The 24,613-nt window shown below is 55.5% G+C and carries 24 protein-coding genes and 1 riboswitch; of the genes, 12 read left to right on the top strand and 12 right to left on the bottom strand.

Annotated elements, in window-relative coordinates; translation table 11 throughout:
- The first annotated feature begins 35 nt into the window (after positions 1-35).
- The 5 genes from HY788_16600 (at position 36) to pncA (ending at position 3,590) form a co-directional block, all read left to right on the top strand.
- Entirely contained in the window at positions 36-308 is a 273-nt protein-coding gene (locus tag HY788_16600; protein MBI4775765.1) for a 4Fe-4S binding protein, read from the top strand.
- Positions 305-1,471, top strand: a complete 1,167-nt coding sequence (locus tag HY788_16595) for a 2-oxoacid:acceptor oxidoreductase subunit alpha (GenBank protein ID MBI4775764.1) — start codon at positions 305-307, stop codon at positions 1,469-1,471. Before HY788_16600 ends, HY788_16595 begins: the two co-directional genes overlap by 4 nt.
- 35 nt (positions 1,472-1,506) lie before the next feature.
- Positions 1,507-2,277: a 2-oxoacid:ferredoxin oxidoreductase subunit beta gene (locus HY788_16590; protein MBI4775763.1), complete on the top strand. Its 771-nt coding sequence runs from the start codon at positions 1,507-1,509 to the stop codon at positions 2,275-2,277.
- Positions 2,278-2,281: 4 nt separating this feature from the next.
- A complete protein-coding gene (locus HY788_16585; GenBank protein MBI4775762.1) occupies positions 2,282-2,827 on the top strand; it encodes a 2-oxoacid:acceptor oxidoreductase family protein in 546 nt (181 codons plus the stop codon).
- 112 nt (positions 2,828-2,939) lie between these two features.
- Positions 2,940-3,590: a bifunctional nicotinamidase/pyrazinamidase gene (pncA, locus tag HY788_16580; GenBank protein MBI4775761.1), complete on the top strand. Its 651-nt coding sequence runs from the start codon at positions 2,940-2,942 to the stop codon at positions 3,588-3,590.
- Positions 3,591-3,641: 51 nt separating this feature from the next.
- Here pncA and HY788_16575 read toward each other — a convergent pair whose 3' ends face one another.
- Positions 3,642-4,499 carry a sirohydrochlorin cobaltochelatase gene (locus HY788_16575; protein ID MBI4775760.1) on the bottom strand — a complete coding sequence of 286 codons (858 nt, stop codon included), beginning with the start codon at positions 4,497-4,499 and terminating at the stop codon, positions 3,642-3,644.
- Between the two features lies 1 nt (position 4,500).
- Positions 4,501-5,034, bottom strand: a complete 534-nt coding sequence (gene cobO / locus HY788_16570) for a cob(I)yrinic acid a,c-diamide adenosyltransferase (GenBank protein ID MBI4775759.1) — start codon at positions 5,032-5,034, stop codon at positions 4,501-4,503.
- 481 nt (positions 5,035-5,515) lie between these two features.
- On the opposite strand from cobO, the gene HY788_16565 reads away from it, so the two are divergent.
- A complete protein-coding gene (locus tag HY788_16565; GenBank protein ID MBI4775758.1) occupies positions 5,516-5,983 on the top strand; it encodes a transcription elongation factor GreA in 468 nt (155 codons plus the stop codon).
- Between the two features lie 250 nt (positions 5,984-6,233).
- Here HY788_16565 and HY788_16560 read toward each other — a convergent pair whose 3' ends face one another.
- Positions 6,234-8,207 carry a PKD domain-containing protein gene (locus HY788_16560; GenBank protein ID MBI4775757.1) on the bottom strand — a complete coding sequence of 658 codons (1,974 nt, stop codon included), beginning with the start codon at positions 8,205-8,207 and terminating at the stop codon, positions 6,234-6,236.
- 775 nt (positions 8,208-8,982) lie between these two features.
- Between HY788_16560 and HY788_16555 the strand changes: the two genes are divergently transcribed.
- A complete protein-coding gene (locus HY788_16555; GenBank protein ID MBI4775756.1) occupies positions 8,983-9,405 on the top strand; it encodes a VOC family protein in 423 nt (140 codons plus the stop codon).
- Positions 9,406-9,724: 319 nt separating this feature from the next.
- A complete protein-coding gene (locus tag HY788_16550) occupies positions 9,725-10,138 on the top strand; it encodes a nuclear transport factor 2 family protein (protein ID MBI4775755.1) in 414 nt (137 codons plus the stop codon).
- A 181-nt stretch (positions 10,139-10,319) separates the two neighbouring features.
- Here HY788_16550 and HY788_16545 read toward each other — a convergent pair whose 3' ends face one another.
- The 3 genes from HY788_16545 to HY788_16535 all read right to left on the bottom strand — a co-directional run bounded on the left by HY788_16545 (position 10,320) and on the right by HY788_16535 (position 13,534).
- A complete protein-coding gene (locus tag HY788_16545; GenBank protein MBI4775754.1) occupies positions 10,320-11,531 on the bottom strand; it encodes an MFS transporter in 1,212 nt (403 codons plus the stop codon).
- A gap of 261 nt (positions 11,532-11,792) precedes the next feature.
- Entirely contained in the window at positions 11,793-13,148 is a 1,356-nt protein-coding gene (locus tag HY788_16540) for a hypothetical protein (protein ID MBI4775753.1), read from the bottom strand.
- Between the two features lie 95 nt (positions 13,149-13,243).
- On the bottom strand, positions 13,244-13,534 hold the full coding sequence (locus HY788_16535) for a hypothetical protein (GenBank protein ID MBI4775752.1): 291 nt from the start codon (positions 13,532-13,534) through the stop codon (positions 13,244-13,246).
- Between the two features lie 352 nt (positions 13,535-13,886).
- Between HY788_16535 and HY788_16530 the strand changes: the two genes are divergently transcribed.
- Together HY788_16530 and HY788_16525 are read left to right on the top strand one after the other, a co-directional pair.
- Entirely contained in the window at positions 13,887-14,687 is an 801-nt protein-coding gene (locus HY788_16530; GenBank protein ID MBI4775751.1) for a 2-hydroxyglutaryl-CoA dehydratase, read from the top strand.
- A gap of 239 nt (positions 14,688-14,926) precedes the next feature.
- Positions 14,927-16,117, top strand: coding sequence for a DUF362 domain-containing protein (locus tag HY788_16525; protein ID MBI4775750.1), 1,191 nt, complete (start codon positions 14,927-14,929; stop codon positions 16,115-16,117).
- Between the two features lie 270 nt (positions 16,118-16,387).
- Here the strand turns inward: HY788_16525 and thiC are convergent, their stop codons facing one another.
- Positions 16,388-17,695 carry a phosphomethylpyrimidine synthase ThiC gene (thiC, locus tag HY788_16520; protein ID MBI4775749.1) on the bottom strand — a complete coding sequence of 436 codons (1,308 nt, stop codon included), beginning with the start codon at positions 17,693-17,695 and terminating at the stop codon, positions 16,388-16,390.
- A gap of 321 nt (positions 17,696-18,016) precedes the next feature.
- Positions 18,017-18,115: riboswitch (TPP riboswitch) on the bottom strand.
- A 215-nt stretch (positions 18,116-18,330) separates the two neighbouring features.
- Between thiC and HY788_16515 the strand changes: the two genes are divergently transcribed.
- The gene (locus HY788_16515; GenBank protein MBI4775748.1) at positions 18,331-18,756 is read left to right on the top strand and encodes an amino acid-binding protein; all 426 of its coding nucleotides are present in this window, start codon (positions 18,331-18,333) and stop codon (positions 18,754-18,756) included.
- Positions 18,757-18,765: 9 nt separating this feature from the next.
- Entirely contained in the window at positions 18,766-19,782 is a 1,017-nt protein-coding gene (locus HY788_16510; GenBank protein MBI4775747.1) for an isocitrate lyase/phosphoenolpyruvate mutase family protein, read from the top strand.
- Positions 19,783-19,848: 66 nt separating this feature from the next.
- On the opposite strand, the gene HY788_16505 is transcribed toward HY788_16510, so the two are convergent.
- The 5 genes from HY788_16505 to HY788_16485 form a co-directional block, all read right to left on the bottom strand.
- Positions 19,849-20,247 carry a C_GCAxxG_C_C family protein gene (locus HY788_16505; GenBank protein MBI4775746.1) on the bottom strand — a complete coding sequence of 133 codons (399 nt, stop codon included), beginning with the start codon at positions 20,245-20,247 and terminating at the stop codon, positions 19,849-19,851.
- Positions 20,248-20,497: 250 nt separating this feature from the next.
- Positions 20,498-21,748: a (Fe-S)-binding protein gene (locus tag HY788_16500; GenBank protein MBI4775745.1), complete on the bottom strand. Its 1,251-nt coding sequence runs from the start codon at positions 21,746-21,748 to the stop codon at positions 20,498-20,500.
- A 104-nt stretch (positions 21,749-21,852) separates the two neighbouring features.
- Positions 21,853-22,968, bottom strand: a complete 1,116-nt coding sequence (locus HY788_16495) for a hypothetical protein (protein MBI4775744.1) — start codon at positions 22,966-22,968, stop codon at positions 21,853-21,855.
- Between the two features lie 58 nt (positions 22,969-23,026).
- On the bottom strand, positions 23,027-23,671 hold the full coding sequence (locus HY788_16490; protein ID MBI4775743.1) for a corrinoid protein: 645 nt from the start codon (positions 23,669-23,671) through the stop codon (positions 23,027-23,029).
- A 495-nt stretch (positions 23,672-24,166) separates the two neighbouring features.
- The coding region (locus HY788_16485; GenBank protein ID MBI4775742.1) for a hypothetical protein at positions 24,167-24,613 on the bottom strand (447 nt) is incomplete at its 5' end.

Here is a 24,613-nt window from a genome sequence, read left to right as displayed (position 1 = left end):
AGGGGCCGCAAACGCCGTGATCAGGAAGAAGCAACATGAATACGGATGCCAAGGGGCCGCAGGGTGTCCCGAAAAAGCCCAAGAGGAAAGACTCATCGGCCGGAAGGGGCGAATCGAAGGATCAATCAAGCCGGATCGTCGTTAATCGTGATTGGTGTAAAGGATGCGGGATCTGTGTGGAATTCTGTCCCCGCAAGGTGTTGGAGTTAGATAGAGAGGAGAAGGCCGTCGTCAAACATCCGGACCAGTGCGACCGCTGCGGTATTTGCCGGCTTCGCTGCCCGGATCTGGCCATCGAACTGAAATGAAACGCGACAATAGCAGAGACAAACGGCTTCTTTTCCTTCAAGGGAACGAGGTGTGCGTCGAGGCGGCTTTATATGCGGGTCTGGGCTTTTTTGCGGGATACCCGATTACGCCGTCTACGGAAATCAGCGAGCAGTTGTCGAAGCGTCTTCCAATGCTGGGCGGCAAGTTCATTCAAATGGAAGATGAAATTGCATCGATGTGCGCGATCATAGGCGCTTCGCTTACCGGACTCAAAGCTATGACGGCCACCAGCGGTCCCGGTTTTTCCCTGAAGCAGGAGGCCATCGGATACGCGGTTATGGCCGAGATCCCCTGCGTCATCGTGAACGTCCAGCGAACAGGGCCTTCTACCGGCCTGCCCACCGGTGTGGGCCAGGGAGACGTGATGCAGTCCAGATGGGGAACTCACGGCGATCACGCGATGATCGTGTTGACCGCTTCGAACCACCAGGACGTGTTTGCCGTAACGGTGGAAGCATTCAACCTTTCCGAAACGTTCCGGACCCCTGTGGTCCTGCTGTTCGACGAAGTGATCGGTCACATGCGGGAAAAGCTGGTGCTGCCCGAGCCTGGTGAGATTCCTCTGGTGGAGAGGCTCAAAACGTCCGTGAAGGAAGGCACGAATTACCATCCGTACCTGCCCAGAGAGGACGGCCGGCTGCCCATGTCCGATTTCGGAGGTGTGCACAGGTATAATGTTACCGGTCTGTTCCATGACATGTGGGGGTTTCCCACCACGGATCCGGCCACGGCTCATGAACTGCTGCATCACCTGGTGGATAAGATCGAAGGCGCCGGCCAACGCATCGCGCGATACAATGAATTTTTTCTGGATGACGCCGAGTGTGTACTGATTTCGTACGGATCCTCGGCCCGATCCGCCCTGCACCTGGTCGAGAGCCGGAGAGCGGTTGGGGAACGGTTGGGTTTGCTCGAGTTGCAGACACTCTGGCCCTTTCCGGCCGCCATAGTGAGAGACCGATGCGAACATGCAAAGCACATTCTGGTGGCGGAAATGAATATGGGGCAGATCACCCAGGAGGTAAAGAAAGCTGTAAGCGATCCTGAAAGGGTGTTCCTGGCCAACCGGTTCGACGGAAACCTGATCACGCACAGGGACATCAAGAACGTCTTGCGCGTGATCCGGGGAGGGGGGATGTAGCTTTGGCCGCAAAGGATTACCTTCGAGAACGGTTCATGCCCCATATCTGGTGTCCCGGATGCGGGCACGGGATTGTCTTGAACAACCTGGTGCAGTCCATAGACAAGCTGGGACTCAACAAGAACGACCTGGTGCTGGTTACGGGTATCGGTTGTTCCGCACGGATTTCCGGTTATGTGGACTTTCATACGTTGCACACCATTCATGGGAGGGCGCTGGCGTTCGCCACGGGCGTCAAACTGGCCCGGCCGGAGCTGACGTTGTTGGTCGCCATGGGAGACGGAGACGCTCTGGCCATCGGAGGCAACCATTTCATCCACGCGGCTCGGCGCAATATCGACATTACGGCTCTGATCATGAACAATCGCACGTACGGCATGACGGGCGGTCAACATTCGCCTCTTACCGGTTTTGGAACGAAGTCGACTACGGCTCCGCTGGGGAACATCGAGCAAGTGTTTGATACCATGGAGCTGGCCAAGGCGGCCGGGGCTTCATTCGCGGCCCGAGGGACCACCTATCATGTCCGCTCTCTTCAGAAACTGCTGACCCAGGCCATCCGGCACAAAGGGTTTTCGGTGGTGGAAATCCTGTCTCAGTGTCCCACGTATTTCGGCCGCAAGACGAAAGCGGGCACGGCCGCGGACATGTTGCGATCCTACAGGGATAACACTGTTCCGGTGGGATCTGAAGCCAAACAGAAGAACCCCGATTTGATCGAACGAGGCATCTTTGTGCAGGAGGAACGCACGGAATTTTGCACAGCGTACGAGGGCCTCATTCAAGCAGCCAGGGAAGGGCGGTGAATCCATGGAACGGTTCACCATTGTCTTTTCAGGATCGGGTGGCCAGGGTGTTATCACCGCGGCCGTTATGCTGGCCGAGACCGCTGTTCTCTACGAAGGCCTCAACGCCGTACAGACGCAGACCTACGGCCCTGAAGCCCGTGGTGGATCGGCCAGAGCCGATGTGATCATAGCAAATACGGAGATTCGTTTTCCCAAAGTACTGCAACCCAGGGTGCTGGTCTGCTTGAGTCAAAGGGCTTACGATAAGTATGTCGGAACCATTCGACCGGGCGGCCTTCTGATCACGGACCCCCATTTCGTGCAGAGGGACGTTCGGGTGGACGCCAGGCACATAGCTCCACCCATGTACGATTCGGTTAAGGACAAACTTGGCAACACCGTCGCGTTCAACGTGTGTGTCCTTGGGACCCTTGTGGAAGTGACGAAGATTGTCAGACCCGAATCCGTAGCGAAAGTAATCGAAGAGCGGGCGCCGGCCGGCTTTTTGGAACTGAATCAGAAGGCCTTCGAAATCGGTCTGGAGTTGGGGAAGGGCCTTTCCGCCTAGCGTTTCCGGGCGGCGGGCAGGGAAATCGAATTCCGGAAGGACCTGTGGGCCTTGTGGTTGCGGAGCCGGCCGGCTTCGAACCGTCAGGTCGCTGGATCCAAAGCAAAGGAGGATGACTGTGTCGAAACCAGGCGATACCGATGCGCGAGGGGGTAAAGGCGTTCTGGTGGTGGACGTGCAGGGAGACTTCACGGAACTCAAAACCGGTTCGCTGGCCGTTCCAGGCGCCGACGCCCGTTATTTGGACTCCGTAAAAAGGGCCGTTCAAGCGCTGTGGCAGGAAGGGCTCCCGGTGTACGCCACGCAGGATTGGCATCCCGCGGATCATGTGAGTTTCTATACCAACCATCCAGGCGCCAAGCCGTTCGAGGTTCTCGACCTGAAAGGCAGGAGCCAGATCTTGTGGCCGCCCCACTGCGTTCAGGGATCTCCGGGCGCCGAGATCCTGATCCCCGACATCTGGATCAAGAAGATGGTTCGCAAAGGCATGGATCCGGAGTACGATTCATATTCAGGATTTGCCGACGACGGAGGACGAAAGACGGAGCTGGACGAAGTGCTCCGCAACGATCGCATCCGGGAAGTGGTCCTTTTCGGCCTGACTACGGATTATTGCGTCAAGTTCACGGCTGTGGATGCAATAAACTTGGGGTATTCGGTCGAGGTCCGACTGGATCTCTGCCGGGGCGTGGCGCCGGACACCACGGAAGCGGCGATCCGGGAAATGAAAGAGAAAGGGGCTGTCCTGCGGGGCGGGCTCTGACGGGTCCTTGCCCCTCCGACATGGACGAAAGCTCGATCCCGGTGCAGTTTCTCAACGCGAGGTGTCGTTGGCGGAGATCGGTCCTTTGGGCAGGATCACATGGCCGTCGGCACGGGGATTTCCTTCCGAGGTCAAGCTTAAAACGGCGTCCTCGATGCGTGTGCAGAATTTCTCGAACACGTCCGGACGCGATCCGAGGGCAGGGGCTTCACAGACGCTTTCCACGCCCGCGGACCGAAGTTGCGATCGCCAGGAAGCGGCTTGATCTCCCATGACGTCCTTCAGCACGTGCCGTCCCGCTACCATCATGAAGGGCACGAAACGTATCCGCTTGACGCCTAATCGAATTGCCCGGTCCCGCAGCCCAACCGCGCTCTCGGGTTCCCGCACCAACTCCAGCCAAACCTTTTCACCGAAACGTTCCCGAACTCTGTTTCCGAAGGCGTGGTAAAGCGCTATACCCGAATGACCGGTTCCGTGGGCGACGAGGACCACGGCTTCCCTGATCCCAAACGTCAAATCAGGAGCCAACATGTCCAATACCGGATCGAAATCCGAATGACCCATGATCAGGGGCGCGCCCACGGAAATCCCCAGTGGAAGCCGCGCGTTGGACAGCGTTTCTATGATTCCGTGGTATTCTTCGGCCGGCCAGACGTGCAGGGACTGAACCACGCAGGACCTTCCTCCCGACTCCTGCACTTTTCGAACGGTATCCTCGAGGGGGAGCACCTGGTCCCGGATCCGCGGTTGCGTTGATTTCAGCAGATATCCGGACGTGAACGCCCAAACTATCCTGTGCTCCTCGAAGCGCCGCACGAACCACCGGTCCATGGACCGATAGGTGTCTATGCCTCGAGTGCCGGTTCCGTAGGCGGCGAGTATGATGGCGGGATCATTGAATGCCAAATCAGAATTCGATTCCTTTTTGCGCGGCTACACCTTTTTTGTAGTGGTGCTTGATTTCGGTCATCTCCGTCACCGTGTCCGCGATATCCATGATCTCTTCGGGAGCGTAACGTCCCGTAAGAATGATGTGTAAGCGCTCCGGCTTAGTTCGCAGCAATTCCAGAACGTCCTGGACGGGAACGAAGCCAAAGTGCAGCGCCAGATTGATTTCATCCAGCACGATCAGATCGTATCTATCCGAGAATACCTCTGTTCGAACTCGTTGCCAGGCTTCCGTGGCCTTGGCTGCGTCACGCTCGGTGCTTTCATGTCGTTTGGTCATTCCGAGACCCAGGGGATGGATCTCTGCGTTCGGTAGATGCTTGATCGCTTCCAACTCGCCGTATTTCCACGCGCCTTTGATAAACTGGATGATCATCACGCGCATGCCGTTTCCGGAAGCCCGTAATGCGGCTCCGAGGGCCGCCGTGGTTTTTCCCTTGCCCGTACCCGTGTTTACTATGATCAAACCTCTTGTTTTCTCGTGCTGCGCCATTTTCGAATCCTGCCAATTGAAAGGGGGGATACCCTGTGCGAAGTGTTCGACGTTTCGTCCCCAGTGAAGGGGCCATGGTCGTTTCAGCTCCCCACCTGATGGGTGTGGGCCGACTATCGCTCTTTCTCTTTACTCGGAACCCGATTAGTTATACCACAGGATCCCCTTAGCCGGCCATCTTGGTTATTCGAAAAACGGCGCAACGGAAAAGCCGGAAATTAAGGCATCCCGGCCGGCCCAAAAGTTTTCGGACCCGCCGTACGCATTTTCCTTTTGCAGGCCATACAATTTTGATACATTAAGGGCGTGCCGTATATTGTCTCTCGCATCGAACGGAAGATGCTTTTTCTTGTGCCGCGTTCAGCGCGGCGCTTCGCGTTTTATCTTCTATTCAGATTCGGCGCCGGCGAAATACACGGACGTGTTATCGAGGCCGGCTCCGCAGACGGCGCGCATGTCGATCAGTTTGGGAGGAGGCGTTATGGACCGAGTACCCATCAGCCCCGATGGATGCAAAAAACTAAAGGAAGAATTCGATCACGTTACCAAAGTGCTTATTCCACAGAACATCAAAGACATTGAAACCGCCAGAGGCCACGGAGACCTTTCGGAGAACGCCGAGTATCACGCGGCACAGGAGACTAATGCCTTGCTGCGCGCGCGTCTCAATGAACTAAAAAACAAATTGGCCACCTGTGAAGTAGTGGACCCCGAATCGACACCCAAGGATCGGGTGGTATTTGGAGCCAGAGTGATCCTCGAGGATATTCAATCGGGCGAAGAAAAGAGCTACCTCGTTTTGGGTCCGTACGACGCGGATGCAGGCAACGGCAGTATCTCCTACAGTTCTCCCTTGGGCCGGGCCCTTCTGGGTAAAGCCGCAGGCGACCTGGTCGAGTTTCGATCGCCGGGAGGGGTACAAAAGTTAGAGGTCATATCGGTTCGTTAGAGCCGGGACAGGCCGTTGCAAACCCTTCCACAGATTCCTTCCAGAATGGTTTCAGTCTGACAGCCGGATCACGGAAAGCGTAGGGGTTTCGAAAACACGTCCAGTGCGGTTTGGCGGTTGGCTTGGGGAAGTTGGTGCTTACGGCGCCGCCGGGCAGAGTCCCCCGACAGCCACCCGGCCGGCGGGTGGAGAGGAATCGCGCATTCCCTCCACCCGTCCCAAGCTGCGTGGGCGATTTATTCGTACCGGATCAGTTATAGTCCATCCAGCCCTGGAAGTTATAGGTGGTGTCGGTAATCAGGTGAACCGGCCACTCGCTGGTGGGTGTGAAATGGTAGCCCTCCATTTCGGGTTGCACTATCCCCGACCAACCGTACAAGACCTCTTTGGAATAATGCCCGGAAGCGTCCGTCGTGGTCGTGGTGATGCTTCCCGTAGTGGTAAACACCACGGTAACGCCGCTCATGGGAACGACTCCTCCACCGAGGAATACGTTTCCGGAAATCGTTATCTTCCCAGGCGAGTAATATATTCCGGTAAAATCCTGGTCCGTCCGGCTTGACGTAATTCCGTTCGGATAGTCGATCTGCGTCGGATCAAAGAGGTAATCGTCTTTTGACGGTACGATTGTTCCGCTCCATCCGTAAGGCATCTGTTTGGAATAGTAGCCGTCGGCGTCCGTCTTGGCGCTGCCGGTCAGACCGCTGAACACCAGGGTGACGTCCGCCAGCCCGGTCTCGGAACCCGCACCCTCGTAAACATGCCCGGATAGGATGATAACAGGTTCAGTGGCTGCAAAATTCTCCTCCGAAAGGGCCTGAGTCACTCCCTGAGGGTATTCTTTGTATTCGGGGAGAAATGTGAAGCCGGGTTTGGTGGGAGTTACGGCGCCCGTCCACCCGTAGGGAACCTGCATGGAATAGGTTCCTTCGTTGTCGGTGGTTGCGGCGCCCGACAGACCGCTGAAGGCTAACGTGACCCCCGATACCCCGTAAAGTTCGGTCAAACGGGGCACCTGCACTTTTCCGGCGACGGTCAGCAAGTCCGCCGTGGCGGCAAAATCCTGAGTCATATCCTGCGTGAGATCGGCATAAGCTGCTTCCTGCGGTGTGAACGAGTATCCGACCTTGGACGGGGTAATAGTTCCGCTCCATCCGTGAGGCACGTCGAGTGAATAGAATCCGGTCCCGTCCGTGGTTGCGGGACTGCCAAGGCTTTGACTGATTTCTACCCCGCTCAATCCAACGCCATCCAGTCGGACATAGCCGGAAATCGTTCGATTGGTTTGGGTGTTAACCTGGATGCAATCCTTCGCCAGTACGGTGGTGCTGAAAAAACCATCGCTCATGGTCACGATGACGTCGTACGTGCCCGGTGTGGTGTACGTGTGAATCGGGTACTGCTCGTCGCTGGTCTGGCCCGACTCGAACTCCCAGCTCCACTCCGAGAAGGCAATGGTGGAAAGGTCGGTGAACTGTACCTCGAGAGGAGCCGATCCGGCTCGAGGGGCGGCTTGGAAGTTCACGTCCAGATTTCCGGGATAGAACGTTTTAGTAACGGTGTAGGTGAAATTGTCGGCGTTGGTTTGGGTGATACCCGAAAGGGGTTGCACCGATACGGTTCCAGTGGTCTCGCTGGAAAACACCATGCTCAGTTCTTCAGACTGATCCCACAGATTCGAGGAATCGAACACAAAGCCATCGATCTCGTCCAGGAAAACGTGAAATTCAGTCCCGTCCATCGAGTATACAATGATAGAAGACCCGGTTTCGTAGTCCTGGACGTACATAGTGAGCGTTCCGGCCGTATTTTTCCACAATCCCGAATGCATGGTTCGAATGGCGGTGAATTCCCTGTGAATGGGGATGGCCGGGACGATGGACGTCGGCGGGTTTGAGGTATTATCCATTATACCGGCTGCCGCGTGGCTCTCGTTGATGAACGTAATACGCAGCTTTCTCGATGCGGCTGGTTCTATTGAATCGGCTTCAAACGTGGTGTCCGTGAGATCGGCCAAAAACGCGTACATGGCGTTTGCATCCGTGGCATAGATGATCAGCGTGGCGCCTGAAGAATAATGCTGGACATAAAAGGTATAGCTTGGCGTCGGATTGTCGTCCTTCCAAATGCCTTGATATTGAGCTTGAGACGGGCCTACAAAAAACAGTGAAGCGAAAAGAACCAGCAAAGCCGCGAAAAGCAAACTGCGCCTTCCAATCATCATTGCCTCCTCGATTCCTCTTAATTGAATTAGGTTAAAACATCCACTTTGAACATCACGGTCTTACGTGGCCTGTAAGCCGTTCACCGGTTCCGCCCCCCGGGTTGCGGCGCGGAAACGACGTAACCCTCTGAAAAAACTGTGGATGACTTCTGACACCCTACCGTCGGTTACCGCCGATAGCAAGGGGAATACCATATGTCGCTATCATCCAAAGTCCGGATACCACCTATTGTATAGAAAATCAAGTCTATCTTACACCTCGAAGGCCGTCGGAATTCCGTTCCCGCCCGCGCTGTCTCCGAATAGCAAGTGACTGAATATCATGAATCTTGATGATTTCGTAAAAAGTCGAAAACGGCCATTTTACGTCGTTCCGGCGAAAGCCGGAATCCAGCGATTTCAAATAGTTCTGGATGCCGGAGCAAGTCCGGCATGACGGCGTGGAGGCTTTCTACGAAGGGATCAAACTTCGGTCTCTTGGCGAGCATCGAGGCAAGACCGGTAGGCCGAGCTGGGGCTCGGCGTTCCCAGGGGATCGATCCTCGGTCTCTTGGGGAGCATCGTGGCAATGGGAGGGACGTTGGAGAATGTCCGAGGTTCCACACTCGATTCGGCGCCGGTTACACGCGAAAAGGAGGGTCGTTGCCGTCTTCCCAAAAGGCGGCGTTCAACCCGGTATACCTTGACAGAAAACGGTTCGGAATTTATACGATTAATAGAGATTCTTATCCGTATGGATATTAACCGCATTGAAATACCAGCAAAGGATTTGAACATGAAGCTTCAAGTGCACCATATCGGAGTGGTGGTCGACGATATCGACAAGGCGAAAAAGGTCTACGAGAACACTTTTGGCTCGAGTGAAAGCGCACGCTACGTGGTGGATGCTTTCAAAGCGGAAGTCAGCTTCTACCCGTTCAACAACACGTACGTGGAACTGGTCAGACCTTTGGAAGATGACGGCCTCGGAAAATTCCTGAAAGAACGCGGATCGGGCACGCTTCATCACATCTGCTACATAGTGGACGATATGGAAGAGGCCTACCGTTTCTTCACGCAAGAGAAAGGGCTTAGAGCGGTCACAGGAGCGCCCCAATACACCCCGTGCTTCGAGAAGGCCCTGTTCTTTCATCCGAAAGACACGGGAGGCGTCTTGATCGAGCTGGTGAGCGGAGCTTCTTGCCCCCTTCCGGACTAGGGATCGTCCTAGCGTGGACGTTGCACGCCGGCGGAGCAACCGCGCCGTTTCGGGGACGGGGTCTCAGACCCATCGGATGGACCATAAACCGATACACGACGGACGGTGTGCAGACAAATCCGCCGGTTGGTTGATCTTCTTGCGGCGGGGCCGCCGGAGGGAGAATCGTCTTGCCGGAAGGAAGAGTTTGGCTGGAGCCGGATTTGGAGGCTCGGCGAGGGACCGGACGATGTTCGGCTGTTTTAGCGATTCGCCCGAAAGCGATGGAACGTGTTGTTTATGTCGGCAAGGCTGTTTGACGTTCGGAAGGAGTGATGTCGTGCTTGGAAGAGAAGAGATCCTCGGAAGACTGGCGGAATGGAACCGGGCGTGGGACCGTCATGATCTGGAAGGAGTCATGGCGCTGTTTCACGATGACATCTATTTCGAAAACTGGACGGGTGGAAACGCCAGGGGCAAGGAAAACCTGAGAAACGCCTGGTCGGATTGGTTCCGGAACCACGGGAACTTCCGTTTTACGGAAGAAGACACCTTTGTTGACGAACGGGGACAGAAAGCGCTCTACCGTTGGACCCTGGAGTGGCCCTCGATGGAAAAGGGATTCGAAGGTCAGGCTGAACGAAGGCGCGGCGTGGATGTGCTGCATTTTAAAGACGGCAAGATCGTCCAAAAACTGACCTATTCGAAGACCGTCCTGGAAATAGAAGGCCGGAGAGTGCGGATGAATCCATAACACGCGATGGGGCTTGGCTCGGAAGGCGAAGCCCCGATCCCCACCTATTCAGGGCTTCGAGGCCTGCTCGAGGTTAACGGACCGGCCGGCGAGGTTTCGATCCTGAAGGCCCGGACTGAATTCTCCACACAAGACCCCTCTGCTCGGGTTTTTTCCTCCGAACGACGTTTCACGTTCTTGTTCAGGTGACTTCTTTAGACCGAATCGTGGGAATGGCTATGGCCACGCCGGATAAGGTGATGCCGGATGCAGTCAGAAGCACCGGATCCCAACTCGAGAAGTACGATAACATCCAACCGGTCAGCATGGAAGCCGCAATGCCCGCGACATTGCCGGAGGTATTCATGATGGAAGATAGAATCCCTGCGTGCCGCGGCGCCATATCCACCGCCAGGGTCCAGTATACGGGTGTGGAGAGGGCTTTGAACGCGGATGACAGCGTCATGGCTCCTACCGCCAGGTAAGGATCCCGGATCCAGATCAGCCCCAGCAAGAGTACTCCAGAAAATCCCATTCCGGTATACAACAGGAGTCTGCGGCTGAATTCCCGGGACCATCCTTTTTTGATCAAGTAGTCGGAGAACCAGCCGGACAGGTTCATACATACGCCGGAGGCGAGGGCCGGAACCGCCGCGCCGATTCCGGTGCCCGTGATCGAGAAGCCGTGGACCTTCATCAGATACGTGGGCATCCAGACCATGAAAAGGTATCCCGAATAGTTATGACAGAAATAGGAAAGCGCCAGGCCCACGCTCGAGGGGTGACCGAGCAGGCGTTTCCATGGGATCGGAGTCCGTGAAGGGAAAGAGGCGTCGGAAAGGTCCCGGATCTCTCGATGTACGATTCGCAGCCAGAAAAAGATCCAAATGAAACCGAAGCCGCCGAACACGTAAAAAACGGCGGGCCATCCCCACATCCCGATGATCCAGGATCCGAGGGGGAAGCCTATGACCGTGCCGAGAGTGATGCCCGAAAGAGTGAAACCTTGGGCCTTGGCTCGATGAATCAGGGGCACGCTGTTGGCAATCAGATTGTTGATGCAGGGAAAATTTACTCCCTGGCCCGTCCCGACCATGTAGCGGCAGAGAGACAAGGACCAGATCCGGCTGAAAAACGGGGTCAGTAGTGTAAAAAATGACCACATTGCAATGCCGGCGGCTAAGGCCTTTCTGGCTCCCAGCCGGTCCGCAAGAATCCCTCCCGGGATCATGAAAAGAACGTAACCGGCAAAAAAAGAAGAAAAAACCACTCCCATTTGGGTTTCGTTCCATCCGTAACTTTTCATGATGAACGGCGCGGCTATGGAAATATTGACGCGATCCAGAAAGCAGATGATGTTGGCGCAAAAACACAAAGAAAAGATGGGCAGAAGTTTCGTATTCGGTTTGCTCAAGACTCTCCTCGTCTGGAAGTGAAATGCTGTTTCTAACCATCAGGCAGCCGATTTACAGCCAAGCCATATTCCTTGCCGGACCCGGAGGTGTCAAGTCAAAACGCCGGAAAAACCTCGCGCCCGCCCATGGACTTCGAGGTGGGGTCCGAAATCCAAACAGGGAGTTTACGGCGCGCCCGGTTCTTACCTGTAAGACTGCGCTCGAGAGGGTCCCCGGTGGAGGATCCATGAACGTGTCAGCGATTCGATCCGGCTCGGAACCTACAGCAGCCAGAAAGGCACCAAATCCCGACTGAACAGATCCTGGACGGTTTCTCTGCGCCGGATCAGATCTGAACGGGCGACGTTGACCAATACCGAAGCGGACCGCGGCATGGCGTTCGCCTGATTCGAGAATGCTTCGTTATAGGCGCCCATGCTCAGGAAGGCGATCAAGTCACCACGTTGCACTCTTGGAATGGGCCTTTCGGAGGCCAGGATATCGGCCGCATTGCACAAAGGCCCGCAGATATCCACCACGTGTTCGTTGGAGGCGTCCGCCCGGTTGGCGATGACGACGGGGTGATATCCCTGAAAGGGATCGAACGGATCGCCCATTTCATTGATGCTGCCGTCCACGTAGACCCATTTCTTGTTTGTCAGTGTTCGGTCCTCTTTGATGCTGCCCACGCGAGTAACATATACCGTGGCGTCTTCCAGACACCACCGACCGGGCTCGAGGATCAGGTCGGGAAGTCTCAGCCCTGATTCCTCGGCTTTTTGCCGGATGGTGGAGGTAATGGCTTCCGCGTGTTCCTCGATCGGATGAGGGTTGAAGACACCGTAACGGTCTTTGGGATAGCCGCCACCCAAGTTGAGCCTGGCCGGCTGCCATCCGAATCTCGTTTTGATTTCGGCTATCCAATCCATCAACTCGATCGTTTCCTCGCGGGAATAACCGGCCCGTCGAGGAATACCTCCATGGTAGTGGATGCCTTCGAGTTGAACGCGCTCTTCGTTTAAGGCTCGCCCGACCGCTTCCATGAGGACTTCCGGCTCCATTCCGAACTTGAATTCCCGTTCCCACTTGGACACATCGATTCCAGGCGGCTTGTATCTCGGATCCACGAAGCGGCGACCGTTCAGGGACTGCAGCGGCATGCGAATACGCAAGCTGACACGGGCGGTCTTCTCCATCGTCCGAGCCAGGAGGGTGATCCGCTCCAATTCCTCGAGATCATCCACATTGATGTGGACGCCGGAGTGGAGTGCCGCGAGCAACACGTCCTCCGATTTGTTTGGCCCGTTGACCACGACTTTTTCAGGGTCCGTGCCCGCCAACAGGGCCAGGTGCAGTTCACCAAGTCCGAACGCGTCTCCCCCGCCCCCCTCCTGGACGATAATCTTGCGGGTAGCGAGGCGCCAATTGGCTTTCATCCCTACACAAACGATGATGTTGCCCGGATAACGGTCTTTGAAGGCCTGATAGAACTTTCTTACATTACTGCGGATCGCCTTCTCGGAGGTCGCAAATAACGGGGAGCCGTATTGTTCGATCAGTCCAGGGATACTCCTATCCTCGATCCATAGATCGTTATCTTTTACATGTATGTATTCCGTTATATCCCTATTTGGCACTGAAACCTCCTAATTCTCCCTTACCTCATACAGGATTTCTGGTTGTCATGCCGTGCACAGCCCACAGTCCGTAAATTGAAAAGGCAATGTTATGATCAAATAATCTTCCTTCTACGAAGTTCCAACATCTGGTTGTAGTCAACCTTTGCTTTTACACGGAAACACGATTTCTGATCGGTCTTGCTCCGGTCCCTTACCATACCCAGTTGCATGGTGCCTATGACAACCTCTACTGCTGCTCCGGCTTCCACCAGGGCGGGGATGAGGTATTCCCAAGGCGTTCTTCCGCTTACCAGGCACTTTTTCAGGTCTTCAAGGTCCATCTTAAGGCGCCGGGCCATATCCTCATCGGAATAGATCTGAAAAAAATCGTAGAACTCCATCATTTGTCGGACTCCTGTCAGGGTGTTGGTGAGGGGGAAAAGGGCTCCCCAGGGCACATCGAAAACGGCCGTGCCCTGGATCGCTCCCCCATAAAGACGTTCATCCGTTGAGGGAAGAAATCATCCTTCATCGTTTCCTGAAACGTGGAAACAGACATCAACGGGGGGTTCTCCGTATCCGAAATCGCTTAACGTTCATCTTACACTCTCATGCTTTCCGAGGAAACGCTTTTTATTGACAACCCGGAGCCCCATTGCTAACTTCAATTCGTTCAACGCATGGAGTCGAGTCGTCGGACGGACGAAAGGACTCGAACGAAATCAGCAAGATCGCGTCATGCGAGAAGGAGACAAGTTGTACACAGCAGGCATTGATATTGGATCCCTAACCGCGAAATGCGTCATCGTTAAAGATGGAAAAGATATCGTCGGCTACGTGGTGATTCCGACAGGAGCTGCGCAAGGTATCGCAGAACGGGTGTATAATAAGGCATTGGAAAAGGCCGGTCTTACGAGTGAAGATATCTGTTTTCTGACATCCACGGGCTATGGAAGAATGAACGTACCGTTCAGCGACAAGCAGGTGACTGAAATCACGTGCCACGGTCGGGGAGTCCATCATGTGATTCCCGAGGCCAGGGTAATTGTGGATATCGGGGGCCAGGATTCGAAAGTGATCCGGATCGACGAAAACGGGAAATTGACGGACTTTGCCATGAATGACAAGTGTGCGGCGGGGTCGGGCCGATTTCTCGAGGTGATGGCCCACGCCCTGGAGGTAGACTTGTCTGACATGGGTCCTTTGTCTCTTGAAGCGCCCTTCATTGCGGAAACGTCCTCAACCTGCACCGTGTTTGCTGAAAGCGAAGTGATATCCCAAATATCGAAGGGGACTCCGCTTAAGGCCCTGCTCGCCGGCATTCACGCCGGAATCGTGGATCGGGTTTACTCGCTGCTGAAGTCCAAAATCCGTGGCGCCGTCGGGGAAGAAGTGATTGTGATGAGCGGTGGGGTGGCCAAGAATGTGGGGGTTGTGTCACAGCTTTCCGATAAGGTGGGGCGGCCTATCCTGGTGCCTCCGGAGCCGCAGATCATTGGCGCTTTAGGCGCTGCGCTGATTTCTTCGGAATTGTGCGAGGTTCGCAAGATCGCCTGATCTTCCGAAGCGTGCTCCCAGCGGGGGCTCCGGGAAAGCACTTTGTCACTTGTTGTGTCGGTCTTGCGGGGAGGCGGTTAAGGATTCGGTCGTAAAGCGGATGGTTCCTGAGCATCGGGTTCCGGCAGTTCGGGCGCTTTCCAACGACATATGCCGGACCAAACGGCCGGGTCGGTCGCGGATGGATAGATATCGACCGGTGGCGTTTTGATTTTTTTCTTAGATACAGGGAGAGGAACATGAGTGTTGCAGTAACCAAGTGGACGGGTCCGAGCGCTATAGCGGAGGCTATCGATGCCATAGACGGTTGGCAATCCTTCAAACCGGGGATGAACGTCTTGATCAAACCCAACGTGGTTATGGGCGGTTCCCCAAAGGTGTCATGCCGGGGAATTACCACTTCTCCCGAAATTGTGGGCGAGATCGTTCGGCTGGTGAGAGAAAAGGGAGCTAAATCGGTTGTTATCGCGGAAGGTTCCGTCGAGCTTCCCACCTTGAAGCTGGATACCAACGCAGCGTTTCTCTGGAGCGGACTGCAGGCTCTGGCCGAGAAAGAGAACGTTCCGCTTATCGATATGAATAAAGGCCCCTACCGGACGTTTACGTTGAGCAACGGTACGGAGATCGAGATTGCAGAGGCTGTGTTCGCGGCGGATTTCGTCATCAATGCGCCCCTGCTCAAGACGCACAATCAGACGATTACGACCGTGTGCCTGAAGAATTTGAAGGGCTGCCTGGCTATGGAGTCCAAGAAGAAATGCCATATAGAAGCGGGTCTCACCATGGCCATTGCCGAATTCAATCGATTGATTCCCTGTCATTTGAACGTGGTCGACGCGTTGACCGCAACCGAAATAGGCCCGACCCCCACAGGGAAACCGGACCAGGTCAGGGAAATGGGACTGATTCTGGCGAGCACGAATCGGCTGGAGTGCGATGTGGTGGGCAGCCATTTACTCGGATACAAAGCAGACAATGTACCGCACATTGCTCACTATGCCAAGTTAACGGGTCAATCCCTGAACCTCGAAGATATCACCATCGTGGGCGAAAATCCGGCCGATTACCGCATGGAGCTGGATTACATAACCGCTTGGCTGGACGATCTTATGGAACGATTCGCAGTAACGGGCATGTCGATGCCCTATTATGGGGACGGCGTCTGCTCGGCATGCGGTTTCAACGCCTGGGCCGGAGCGATGAATTTTTGCAGGTCCAACAAAGGCGCCGCCATCGGCGGGGCGGAATTGATTATGGGCGTGGATGTCAAGCCCAGCGGCGATTCGGAGCGTGTCGTTCTCATCGGCAAATGTGCAATTAAAGCGAACAAGGATGTTGAAAACGCGATAAAGATCGCCGGTTGTCCCCACGATCCGGCCAAAATGTCGGAGATTATGACCAAGGCCCTGATCGGCGACGCCCAAAAATGAAGGACATACACAGAGGTATCTCTGTCCGGCCTATTGGAACGAGGCGCAGGCTGATTTAGTGAACGCAGGGAGACACATTGGGTTTCGACGGTTCCGTTCCTTGCCCCGATTCTCTATGCTCGACCGGGGGAAATCAAGAGAGTTTCCCGCAGACACCCGTCCGGTTGCTTAAACATGAGCCGCACGGTCTAAGACGGTGCGGCTTCCTTTTTGATACAGGGAGGATCTTCCGTACACCGAGGAAACGATGTCAACGGATTCAGCCTATGTCTATGCGCATCCGGAGGCTTCCGAATCGTTGAAATACTCCCGAACGAGCTTGATCGCACAGAAGGGACCGCACATGGTGCACGCTTCTTCCTCGGACTTCGGTTTGCTGTTCTCCCTGTAGGCGCGGGCTTTCCGTGGGTCCAGCGACAGGGCAATCTGCTTATCCCAGTCCAACGTCTTGCGCGCGTGGGCCATGGCAAGGTCTTTCTCCCAGGCCAGTTTGTTGCCTCGAGCCAGATCCGCCGCGTGGGCCGCTATCTTGGATGCAATGACACCTTCCCGCACATCTTCAACACCGGGCAGGGCCAGATGCTCGGCCGGAGTCACATAGCAGAGAAAGTCCGCTCCCGCCATTCCGGCCACGGCTCCGCCGATAGCGCACGCAATGTGGTCGTGCCCTGATGCAATATCCGTTACGAGAGGTCCCAGCACATAAAACGGGGCGCCGTGGCAGAGACGTTTCTGCAACTGAATGTTCATCTCGACCTGGTTCAACGGCACATGTCCGGGCCCTTCGATCATGACTTGCACATTGTGGCCCCAAGCGCGCTTGGTCAGTTGCCCCAGCACAATGAGTTCTTCAATCTGCGCATGATCGGTGGCGTCGGCCAGGCAGCCGGGTCGAAGGCTGTCGCCGAGGCTCAACGTCACATCGTGTTCGTAGGCGATGTCCAGCAACCGGTCGAATTGAGCGTAGAGAGGATTTTGCTCCTTGTTGTACAACATCCATGTGGCCAAAAAGGCGCCGCCCCGGCTGACGATATCCGTAATGCGCCCCTGGGCTCGAAGTCTTTCCAAGGCCAAGGTGGTGATTCCGCAATGCACCGTGACGAAGTCCACGCCTTCCCGAGCCTGCTGTTCGATGACATCGAAAATTTCATCCGGATCCATGTGAATAATCCCCCGGTCGTCCCGGGTCGTTTGAACAGCAGCCTGGTAAATGGGGACCGTGCCCAGAGGAATGGGAGTCGCCTCCGTGATTCGTTTTCGGATCCAGCCGATGTCCCCGCCCGTACTCAAATCCATAACCGTATCCGCCCCGGCTTCCACACTGGCTTTGAGTTTGCTCAGTTCCATGTCCAGGTCCACCTGATCGGATGAAGTGCCGATGTTGGCATTGACCTTAATGGATAGGTCTTTACCGACACCTTTGATTTGCGGCTTTTTGAGATTCCGGTTGGCAGGAATCGCTATCAGGCCTTGCGCGACGAGAGACATGATTTCGTCGGGGTCCTTACCCTCCGATATGGCCACGCTTCTCATTTCATCCGTCAATACGCCTTTTCTCGCCATTTCGATCTGTGTCATGCTTCCTCCGGGTGAAAGGGATGTACAGCCTTCCGGCCGACATCGAGCCGTGGGCGGAACAGAGTCCTGCCCCGGCCTTTCCGGTTAGAGTTACAGGGCGAACATCCGCCCCTCGGGGTCGCAAACAGAGTGCCTCGTATACCATGAGACCGGACGGACGGTCCTCTGGTAAACGACCGATTTCGCATGGTGCAAAGCACGCATACATTCGGTACAGCTTGAGTTGCCGGGCATATCGTGTGGCTGAACTGCCGCACCCCGCGTTTGCGGGACTCCAGGAAGGGAAATCCGAAGGCGGTTAGTCGAAAGCACGTTCGATGGGGACGCTATCTATGCTTTCCCTACGCCGGTATTACCCGGATCAGGTTCTAGGGGTTGCCGAAGAATCGGCTCTCAGCCTATGCACTCCCAAGCAACTATGACCATACCCTTTCATCCGCCAAACGTCAAGAACTATCGGCCCTATCACATCCCGTTGAAACGCATAACTCCTTGTTTATTCATTTCCTTCCAGCGTGGTCGGGGTTGCGATGCAGCCTGAACCGACTTCTTCTCGTTTCCTCTAAGATCCTGCTTGACATCAAAGGGACCCTGCCTCTTAATGAGGCAAACCTGTAAAAATGGAGAACAGGCCCGTGGAATTGAAGCAGAAAGCCCAGGTCATGCGGCAGTATTCCGTATCACTGGAAAACCGTGTAGGCGCCCTTGCCGAATTGTGCGCGGTGGTGGCCCAGGAATCCATCAACCTTTTGGCCATCTGCGCCATCGATACCGTGGAGGAAGCGGTGCTGCGAATCGTGGCGGAGAGACAGGAAGAAACCAAATCGGTTCTGGAAAAACAAGGCTTTCGGGTTATTGACACAGAAGTGCTCGTGGTGGAATTGGACAATAATCCCGGAGCCACCGGCAGGGTAGCCGCCTTGTTGAGTCAGAACGGGATCAATATCGACTACCTCTACGCGTCCGCACACCCTCAAATGGATAGGGCGATTTGTATTTTCCGTTTGCAGGACCTCGAACGGGCCCTGGAAGTTGTGAACGCTCATTCTGAAGACACGTAGGATATCTTGATGGAAACACCCTCATTCGGCTTGGAACGCATCGGTTTCAAAAAACTGATGAGAGAAAAAGGGGAACGTATTCTGGTGGCCATCGGAGTGGCCAACGGAGCCGAAGCCCGCCAACTGCACCACTCGGTTTACAGCCTGTATGAACAGGAGGCCGTGCCGGACTTCATAGGCGGGTTTGTCACCTTTGTCTCCGGTTACCTGTGCGCCGCCATGCATGGTCTACCGGACATGGGGTACATCCTGCGCACTGAAATCGTTCGGCAGACGGACATTATCGAGCAGGCTACGTGGATGGCCGCCCTACAGACCGGAAATCCGGCGCTTCCCATTGGAGTGGATGCCGACACGGGGTACGGAGTAGAGCCTTCTTCCATTCTCCTGACTTGTAGACAGATCCACAAACAGGGGGGGCAGTATATCCAGTTGGAAGATCAGCAGAATGTGAACAAAAGTTGCGGACATATGGAAGGGGCGGGTGGAACGGGCAAGCAGCTGATATCGGCCGAAGAAATGATCCGGCTCCGCGTCCGTCCCGCTGTGGCATACGCCAGAGAGCAGGAAGATTTCTCGGTGATGGCCCGCACCGACGCCATCGCCGTCGAGGGATTCAGAGCGGCCATGGACCGCGCCTTTGCCTATGCCGAGGCTGGAGCCGATATTCTATTTGTGGAAGCTCCGGAAGACGAAGACCAACTGCGCCGGGTGGCGGCTGAATTCAAGAACAGCCCCAGCGGCGTGTTGGCCAATATGATCGAGCGAAGTCCCAAGACGCCGTACAAAAGCCCGAAAGAACTCCACGACATGGGCTTTGACATCGCACTGTATTGCATCGGATCGTTGTTGGCGGGCCGCGCGGCCCAGCAGCGTTATTATCACATTCTCGGTCAGGGAAGACAGGTATTACAAGGGGCGGATGAAAGTGAATCCCGCTGGTTCGGAGGATTCAACCAGATCATCGGACGCGAGCAGACGGAAGCGTGGAATCGATTTTTTCACAATGAGCCGGATTCGAAATAGGGGAAACCAGTCCATATCTTAAAGATACAAGGGGCGGGTTTCACCCCCGCCCCACATTTCTAGGCGTTATCCTTCCAGATACCTGTCGATGACCTCTCCCAGGATTCCAGCGGCCCTTCCGGTATTGCCTCCGCACACCAGACGACCTTCGCCGCCGTAAAAGCCGGCGGCGGCCTCGCGGTCTCGCCAGTCCACGCATGCTATGTCCCGGCAGTCGACGCTGCCCTTCTCACCGCAGATCTCGCTCTGAAACATCTTGTAGAATTTAAAAGCCGCCTTCCACATCCTCGGATCGTCTTTTTCTTCGGGGTCGATTTTGCCGAATAGTCGACCTAAAAGAGCTATGCCCCCGGTCAGGGCTCCGCAAGGCCCTCCCGAGGATGCGATTCCGCCTCCCAGTGCCGCCATGGCTCGAATCAGATTTCCTTCATCCTGTAGTCCCAGTTTTTTCAGACCGACCGTCAGAACGGCCTGGCTTCAGTGGTGCCCTCGCAGCATGAGGTCACGGGCTTCCTGTTCCATCTGTTGGGGTGTCATGACTGTTTGTCCTTTCCGTGTGAGCTGCGGAGGCCGGTCCGCGTGGAACTTCCCCATGTCATGGTACAGAAGAACTTCCACACGATTCGGCGTCCATACATTCGTATTTGAATAATCTCCTAAACGGCCTGAGAATATATATGTTCCATGCCGCTGTTTCAACTTGTTTATGGACGGTCTACTTGAAGTACTTGGAAGCAAACCCCGTCAGTTTCTCTTTCGGAAGCTCGCTCATTTCGATGCATCCTCCAGCCTCTGAAAGGACTTTCCCGGCGTCGCGATAGCTCATGAACCTCAGGAGTTTGTCTTCGTGAAAAACGCCCACCGAGCGTCCAAGCAGTTTGATGATGGACTCGATCCGTATGGGAAGTTTCGCCATTTCCGGGACGAAGACCGACTGGCAGCCCGGGCAGTAGACCGCCATGATTTCAGCTCCGGTTTCCTGCGCCTCTTCGAGACGTTTAGAGCGGAAATCCAGTCCGGGCTTTCCAACGGCCGCCATAGCGGACCCGCCACAGCAAAGAGTGGTTTCGCGGCTGTTCTTCATTTCGATGATCTCGATGCCGGGTATGGCCTCAAGGAGCTTCCTGGGAGATTCCAGGTCGGGATGCTTTCCGCGGGTGAGATGGCAGGCGTCGTGAATGGTAACCGTGGCGACTGTTTCTTCGGGGCGCCCGAGTTTGTCCAGGTGTTCGGCCAGAAACTCGGTGATGAAACGCCAGGACCAATCCGTGTCAGGCTGATACAGGTCAAAAAACGCTTTGCAGGTGGGACACAGAAGCAGGACGTTTTTTGGAGAAAAGCGATCTAACGCATCCACGAGGCGATAGAAGTGATCTTTGGCGGCTTCCGGATTTCCGGCCCGGAGGTTGGTGTCGCCGCAGCAGTAATCCACCCCTCCCAGAACCTGGACCGTCGGGTCGGCGCGTCGAACGAGATCCCTCGCGGTCATCACCAAATCGGGCTGCATGATGCCGGTGCAGCCGGTAAAGATCACCGTATCGGTTTCGGTGACATCATCGCTCCTTACGTCCGTGATCCAGGGGCGCTCTTCCGGTTTGATTTGGATCGCTTCAATGGCTTTCATCAGGTTGAACCCGGTTTCGGGCAGCAGAAAGGAAAGGCCTCTGGGCATAGGTTCGCCGGCTTCACGGAGTATGCCTCTCGCGAGACTCAAGCCGAGACTGGGATCGAGATCTTCAGGGCACTCGGGCCGGCAAGTCAGGCAGCTCATGCACGAGTAAATGCGCATATTGGCAACATCGTTCGATCTTCCGTGACGGAATACGTCGAGCACCGCAGCCATGATGCGCCCCGGATCGTCGTCCTTGATGCCGGTGAAGGGGATGATGGGACACACGGTTACACATTGCCCGCAGGCCGTGCAATCGCTTTCAAAACGGTTTTTCTCGTGAGCAAAGTCGATCATAGGATTCCCCGCTGACTGAATGTGAATAGTGACGCTAGGTAGGTCATCGGCAAATTGGGTTATCGAGCGCTGCGAGTGCAGCCCAACAGATGCGACATATCCGCCTAGTCGATCGTCTCTCCCTTCTTGTGAAGGAATTCGGAAAAGGATTCCCGTTGAGGTATCTTCAGCGGCACTTCAGCGAGGTTTTCCGCTATGGGAAAACGCCCGTAGGTGTGCACGGCGGCAACGGCGGCGTGAATGTGTTCGGGCGGTGTATCGAAAGGGATATGGTTCAGGAAGATGATGCATTTCCCGTCTCGCCCCATGACATCGATATAGTTCCGAATTCGCCCGACAATGGCGTCTATGGGGCCGCTTCTGATCAAAGTGGCATCGATGCCCGCGTCAATACGTACATTGTGCTTCACGGCGAAGTCCTTGATGCGGCGGGGACCCAATTCGTGGAGATCGGGATCCAGCGCGCTAAGAAATCCGGGGCAGCATTTCAGTTTTTGCTCCATGAAGCGCTCCGGGTCGCCGCTTCTTGCATCGCCCCACTGACCTCTGGTAACCACCTTCTTCCCCAGTCGTTCGCGGAGGCGTTCGGTGTAGGGAACGACGAATTCATCCACCATGTCCAGATTCACGTTGGGAGGGGAGGCCCAGGCGTCGGATCCGTCGGCCAACGAGTCCGGGCGGCCGATTTCGTGCCTCATGGCTTCAATGAACGGAACCAGTACATCATCACACAGGAAGGCAAAGAGACGGTGGACAAATTCCGGATTGGTGTTGATGTCGATCACGAGATTCATATATCCGCGTATGTTGACGGCGAGGCTGAACGGCGCACAAAAGTAAGCTCGTGCGGGACTTCCGGTGAGCTCGATGTACGTTTTGTTGACCTCGTGCACCCAGGGCATGCGGCCGGATTTGTAGGGGTCGGGGATCTTCAGATGATCCAGATGGGATGGATTTTCAAGCAGTTGTTCTCTTCGGTCCACATCCGGCATCTTATTTGGACTGAACATCATCTTCTGCCCCAGAGCTTCGGCTTCGATGTTGTAGCCGTCCCACATGGTGTTCGGAGCGTCGAAACCGTAGTATTCGGTGACGAGAAGTTGCGTTTTTGCAAAGGTACGGGCATCGGTATAGAACCGGTCGAACGGCACGCCGGCGAGATAGGCGGAATGGTCGTTGCATTGGGCGGCGATGATCATCCGGTCGGGAGCTGTAGCCATAGTTGAACCTCCTCTGAGGATTGTTTCTTCGTTGCCTGTTTGTCCGAATCGGAAGAGTTCAGGCCTTCCGCAAGCGTTCCTTGGCTTTTCTGGCGGCGCTGGAGGCATCGGGCGCGTACAGGTCCGCGCCGATCTCGTCCGCGAACGACTGGGTTACCGGAGCCCCTCCTATCATAACGGTCACTTGCTCCCGGATCCCGTCCTTTTTCAGTTCCCGGTTCAACAGCTGCGCGGTGGCCCGCATCTCGGACATGGCCGTGGTCAGCAGGCCGCTCAAGGCCACCAGTTGAGCGTTATGTTTCCGGACTGCTTCCAGGAATCGGGACTCGGGTACGTCTATGCCCAGGTCCACAACCTCGAAGCCGGTGGCCTCGAGCATCATGATGACCAGATTCTTCCCTATATCGTGGAGGTCGCCCTTAACGGTGCCGATCACGACTTTTCCCAAAGGCGCGGCTTTCCCTTTGAGCAGATGAGGTTTCATGATATCGACGCCGGCCAGCATGGCGCGGGCGGCCATGATCATTTCCGGCACGAAAATCTTGCCGCTCTCAAACCGTCTACCAACCTCATCCATGGCTGCTATCATGCCGCGATTGAGGATGTTATCTACGTCCAAACCGGCTTCCAAGGCCGCTTTTACGTGTTCCGTAACCCGTTTCAGATCTCCTCTTACCACGTCTTCGTAGATGCTTTCCAGCATGCGCGTTTCTCCTTTCACAGATCACCCTTAACAGGTCGCTTCGGAGAATGTGTATTTTCCGATGACCGGATTTGCGGGCCAGGGGCCAAGGTTGGCTGCAGGATCCGGAAACAGGCCCTCAGCGCTCGAACGTGATCGACTCTAGCAGATTGTGGCTTGGTTGTAAATTATTACCCGTCCGGAAGAAAAGAACTCATCTGAAAGCAGAGGGGGAGAGACTGGTATGAAATGAGGGCTTCGATCGGGCGCTGATGTCGTGGCCGATCAGCCGATTTGTTTCGACCGAGGGGGCATCGAAGGAAAATATGCTTCTGGAGCACTACCGGCGGGTCGGTTAGCCGTTCGGAAAAACGGTCGCCCGTAGAATCCCCCCATAAAGAAACAACAGAAAGCCTCCTATTGGGAAGCTTCCTGTCGAGTTCCGAAGGTATCGATTATTTTGGGCTCGCTTCCTACTCTATCTGCGTTGAGAGAAGTTCGCTGGGCGCAGACGCATTAAGTGGGAGGAAGAATCGGCATTGAATCAAGGACTTCCAGGGTGGCCGGATCGCCCAAGATGCATTTCCGGATCAGCGGGAAGATGGCTCCCCAGCTTTCTTGCGCGGTACCCAGACCTTCGTTGGTGGTCCAACCCAGGATCTGCAGTGCGTTGCCGAAGGGGACCGTGTTTTGAAGCCCTTGATCATTGCAGCTTACGTTAACGGGCAGGAAGTTGGCAATGGTGTTACCGGTGGCGCAGTTGTACAGGCCCGAATTGGCCGTGACCACGCTTCTCCAGTAGGCGATCATACACTGTTTGGTGCCGGGATTTTCGATCTGACGGGTATGGAAGTAGATAAAGCCGGCCAGTACGTCGGCCACCACTTCATCCAGCCGGTGGATGTTCAGCTCGTCCGGTACGAGCAGGGGGAAGGAATGGCAGCCTTCGTCCTCGTCACACAC

This window comes from Deltaproteobacteria bacterium, from assembly GCA_016208165.1.
Taxonomy (GTDB): Bacteria; Desulfobacterota; Desulfarculia; order JACQYL01; family JACQYL01; genus JACQYL01.
This window is presented reverse-complemented; position numbering and strand designations above follow the sequence as displayed.